This is a genomic window from Hydrogenophaga sp. (genome assembly GCF_036675665.1).
In the GTDB taxonomy this organism is placed as follows: domain Bacteria; phylum Pseudomonadota; class Gammaproteobacteria; order Burkholderiales; family Burkholderiaceae_C; genus Hydrogenophaga.
In genome coordinates, this window is sequence record NZ_JAKFEO010000002.1 from 1 (window position 1) to 3495 (window position 3495).

At 66.0% G+C, this 3495-nt stretch carries 3 protein-coding genes and 1 pseudogene; 3 read left to right on the plus strand and 1 reads right to left on the minus strand.

Annotated features, from left to right (window positions below):
- Positions 1-197 (plus strand): annotated as a pseudogene (locus V6M63_RS00020) (tripartite tricarboxylate transporter substrate-binding protein); the annotation flags it as partial.
- A 93-nt stretch (positions 198-290) separates the two neighbouring features.
- Here V6M63_RS00020 and V6M63_RS00025 read toward each other — a convergent pair.
- Positions 291-1193 carry a LysR family transcriptional regulator gene (locus tag V6M63_RS00025; protein ID WP_332738244.1) on the minus strand — a complete coding sequence of 301 codons (903 nt, stop codon included), beginning with the start codon at positions 1191-1193 and terminating at the stop codon, positions 291-293.
- Positions 1194-1324: 131 nt separating this feature from the next.
- Between V6M63_RS00025 and V6M63_RS00030 the strand changes: the two genes are divergently transcribed.
- Both V6M63_RS00030 and V6M63_RS00035 read left to right on the plus strand, forming a co-directional pair.
- Entirely contained in the window at positions 1325-2317 is a 993-nt protein-coding gene (locus tag V6M63_RS00030; protein ID WP_332738246.1) for a tripartite tricarboxylate transporter substrate binding protein, read from the plus strand.
- A gap of 11 nt (positions 2318-2328) precedes the next feature.
- A partial coding sequence (locus V6M63_RS00035) for a M20 aminoacylase family protein (protein ID WP_332738248.1) occupies positions 2329-3495 on the plus strand: 1167 nt, incomplete at its 3' end.

Here is a 3495-nt window from a genome sequence, read left to right on the forward strand (position 1 = left end):
CACCACCAGCCATCGTGCAGCGGCTCAATGCCGAGATTGTCAAAATCCTGAAGATGCCGGACGTGGCGGCCAAGCTGACCGACCAGCTCGGCATGGAGATCGTGGGCAGCACGCCCGAGGAACTCGCGGTGCACATGAAGTCCGAGATCGCGCGCTGGGCCGAGCTCGTGAAGAAGTCGGGCGCGACGGCAAGCTGATACGGGAAACCGCGCCGGGACCCGGTGCCATGCATGCAGCAACGGCCCGATGCTGCCGCTGGGTTGCACCTGATCGGATGTCTGCTGATATATTCAGTCGCGCAGCCGCTCAGCCACAAACTGGCGGAACAAACCCATCGACGGCGCCTCGGTGCGCCCGGCCAGCGTGACGAACGCAAAGAGCGGGCCGTTGATCAGCTGGGGGTCGGTCGCCAGCTCGACGAGCTGGCCAGCCTCGATGCTGGCGCGTGCAGCCGCCAGGATGCCGAGGTAGACCGCGTCCGAGGCCTTGACCGTCTCGATCAGGCTCATGATGTCGTCGCAACGCAGGCTCACCGCCTGCTGCGGGTCGGCCCGTGGCCCGAAGCGGTTGACCAGGGCATGCGCCACTTCCGTGCTGAGCGGCGTCGAGGCCAGCGGGTAGCGCAGCATGTCGTCAAAAGACACCGGCCTGCCGGCCTGCAGCAAGGGGTGGCCGCTGCGGCAGACAAAGCCGGCCCGCATTTCGGCCAAGCGCTCAATAGTCAAGTCGGGGGCCGGCGCAATGTTGCGCACCTCGATCACCAGCGCATCCAGCGTGCGCTGGCGCAGCTGAACCAGCTGCAGTTCGATGGCGCCGGACGTGATGCTGACGCGTACGCCCGGGTGCTGCTGCGCGATGTGTACCAGAAACGGTGTCGTGAGCATCGCGCCCGGCCCCGAGCCCAGCCCGACGCGGATCGCCCCGACGCTGCCCTGCTTGAGCAACTCCGCACTGCGGCGCAACTCGGCAGCATCGAACACCATGCGCCGGGCGCGCGCGGCCACGGCCTCGCCCAGCGGCGTGAGTTCGTTGCGCTTGCCCGTGCGGTCGATCAGGCGTGCGCCCAGATCGTCTTCCAGCACCTGGATGCTGCGGCTCAGGGCCGACTGCGTCAGGTGCAGCTGCTCGGCGGCGCGACTGAACGAGCCGGTTTCCGCCACGGCCAGCAGGTGTTCCAGTTGTCTCAGGTTCATCGGGTTTGTTTTGAGAATGAGTTATTTTGCTGGAAACAAGAAAAATTATGCATTAGACAAATATACCGGGGATTTTTACTATGTGGAGGCATCACCCACACAACCCCATCCTCTGTTTGACAGGAGACAACGTGAACGCATCACTCGCATTGACCAAAAAACTCGGCACACTGCTGGCGGGTCTGCTGCTCGCTGGCGCCGCGACGGCGGCCGACCCCTACCCGTCCAGGTTGCTCACCCTGATGGTGCCCTACCCAGCGGGCGGCCTGTCGGACTCGATTGCGCGCGCCATCAGCGTGCCGCTGGGCAAGGCGCTGGGCCAGCAGGTCATCGTGGACAACCTCGGCGGGGTTAGCGGCGCGCTGGCCGCGCAAAAAGTGCTCAATGCCCCGGCCGACGGCTACATGCTTTTCCTCGGCTCGCCGAATGAGGTGATCCTGTCGCCGCTGGCCAATGCCGCGGTCAAGCTGCGCGCCGAAGACTTCAGGCTGCTGACCCAGCTCACCGTCAACCCGCTGGTGATGTTGGCGCGCAAGGACCTGCCGGCCAACTCGATCGACGAGATCGTGGCACTGGGCAAAAGCGCCGCCAGCAAGGGCCTGACTTACGGCAGCGTGGGCGTGGGCTCGATGTATCACCTGGTGACCGAAAGCATGGCGCAGCGGACCGGCATCAGCGTCACCCATGTGCCGTACAAGGGCGGTGCCCCGCTGCTGCAGGACATGGGCGGCGGCAATGTGGACATTGCCATCCTGCCTTATGCCACCAGCTACCGCGGCTTGGCCGACCAAGGGCGGCTGAAGCTCGTGGGCTGGGTTGGTGACCAGCGCAGCAAGCTCGACAGCACCATCCCCGCCTTTGGCGAAGGCAAGGTGCTGAAAAATTTCAACCAGCAGATCTGGGCCGGCATCATGGTCAAAAAGGGCACGCCGGAGGATGTGGCGGTGCGCCTGCATAAGGCCTTGGCCGAGGTGATGCAGGACGCCGAGGTGCGCAAGGCGCTGGAGGCGACCGGCTCGGAAGTCGCCAAAACCAACAGCCTGGTCGAGGCCAGCAAGCTGCTGGAGGCCGAAACCGCCAAGTTCCGCGCCATGGCCAAAAGCATCAATCTGCAGCCGCAGTAAGGGCCGCCACCATGCATGCTGTACTCGATGCCCTGAACGCGCAGGCCGATGAATTCATTGCGGTGCGGCGCGACATCCACCGCCACCCCGAGCTGGGTTTTCAGGAACGCCGCACCAGCGACCTCGTCGCCGAGCGGCTCGCGCAATGGGGTTATGCGGTGGAACGCGGCCTGGGCGGCACCGGCCTGGTCGGCCAGCTGAGACGCGGCAACGGCCCCAAACGGCTGGGCTTGCGCGGCGAAATGGACGCGCTGCCGATTGTCGAAGCCACCGGGCTCGCGCACACCAGTTGCCACGCCGGCGTGATGCACGCCTGCGGCCACGATGGCCACACGGTCATGGTGCTGGCCGCGGCCAGGTACCTGGCCGAGAAAGGCGAGTTCAGCGGCACGCTCAACCTGGTCTTTCAGCCAGCCGAGGAAGGCTTGGGCGGTGCCAAGAAGATGATGGAAGACGGACTGTTTGCCAAGTACCCGTGCGACGCGATCTTTGCGATGCACAACATGCCCGGCCATCCGCAGGGCCGGCTGCTGCTGCGCGACGGCGCGGCCATGGCCTCGTCCGACAATGTGACCATCACCCTCGAAGGCGCAGGCGGCCACGGCGCTCTGCCGCACCACGCGGTCGACCCCGTGGTGGCGGCGGCCAGCATCGTGATGGCACTGCAAACCATCGTGTCGCGCAACGTCGACCCATCGCAGACGGCCGTGGTCACCGTGGGCGCGCTCAACGCCGGCAAGGCCGGCAACGTGATCCCGCAAACCGCGAGCCTGCAGCTCAGCGTGCGCTCGCTCGACCGGGACGTGCGCGAGTTGCTGGAGCAGCGCATCAAGGCGCTGGTCCATGCGCAAGCCGAGAGCTTTGGCGTGCGCGCGAGCATTGACTACCGGCGCGGCTACCCGGTGCTGGTCAACACCGTGGCCGAGACCGACTTCGCGCGTCAGGTCGCGCAGGAACTCGTGGGCGCCGATCAGGTCACGCTGCAGAGCCCGGCCCTGACCGCCAGTGAAGACTTCGCCTTCATGCTGGAGCGCGTGCCCGGCAGCTATCTGCTGATCGGCAACGGCGATGGCGACAGCGCCGGCGCCTGCATGGTGCACAACCCGGGCTACGACTTCAACGACGCCAACCTGCCCGTGGGCGCGGCCTACTGGGCGCTGCTGGCGCAACGCTTTCTG

What these genes read in the sequence shown, in the direction of transcription:
- V6M63_RS00025 (WP_332738244.1), bottom strand. Translation starts at nt 1,193, where the DNA reads ATGAACCTGAGACAACTGGAACACCTGCTGGCCGTGGCGGAAACCGGC.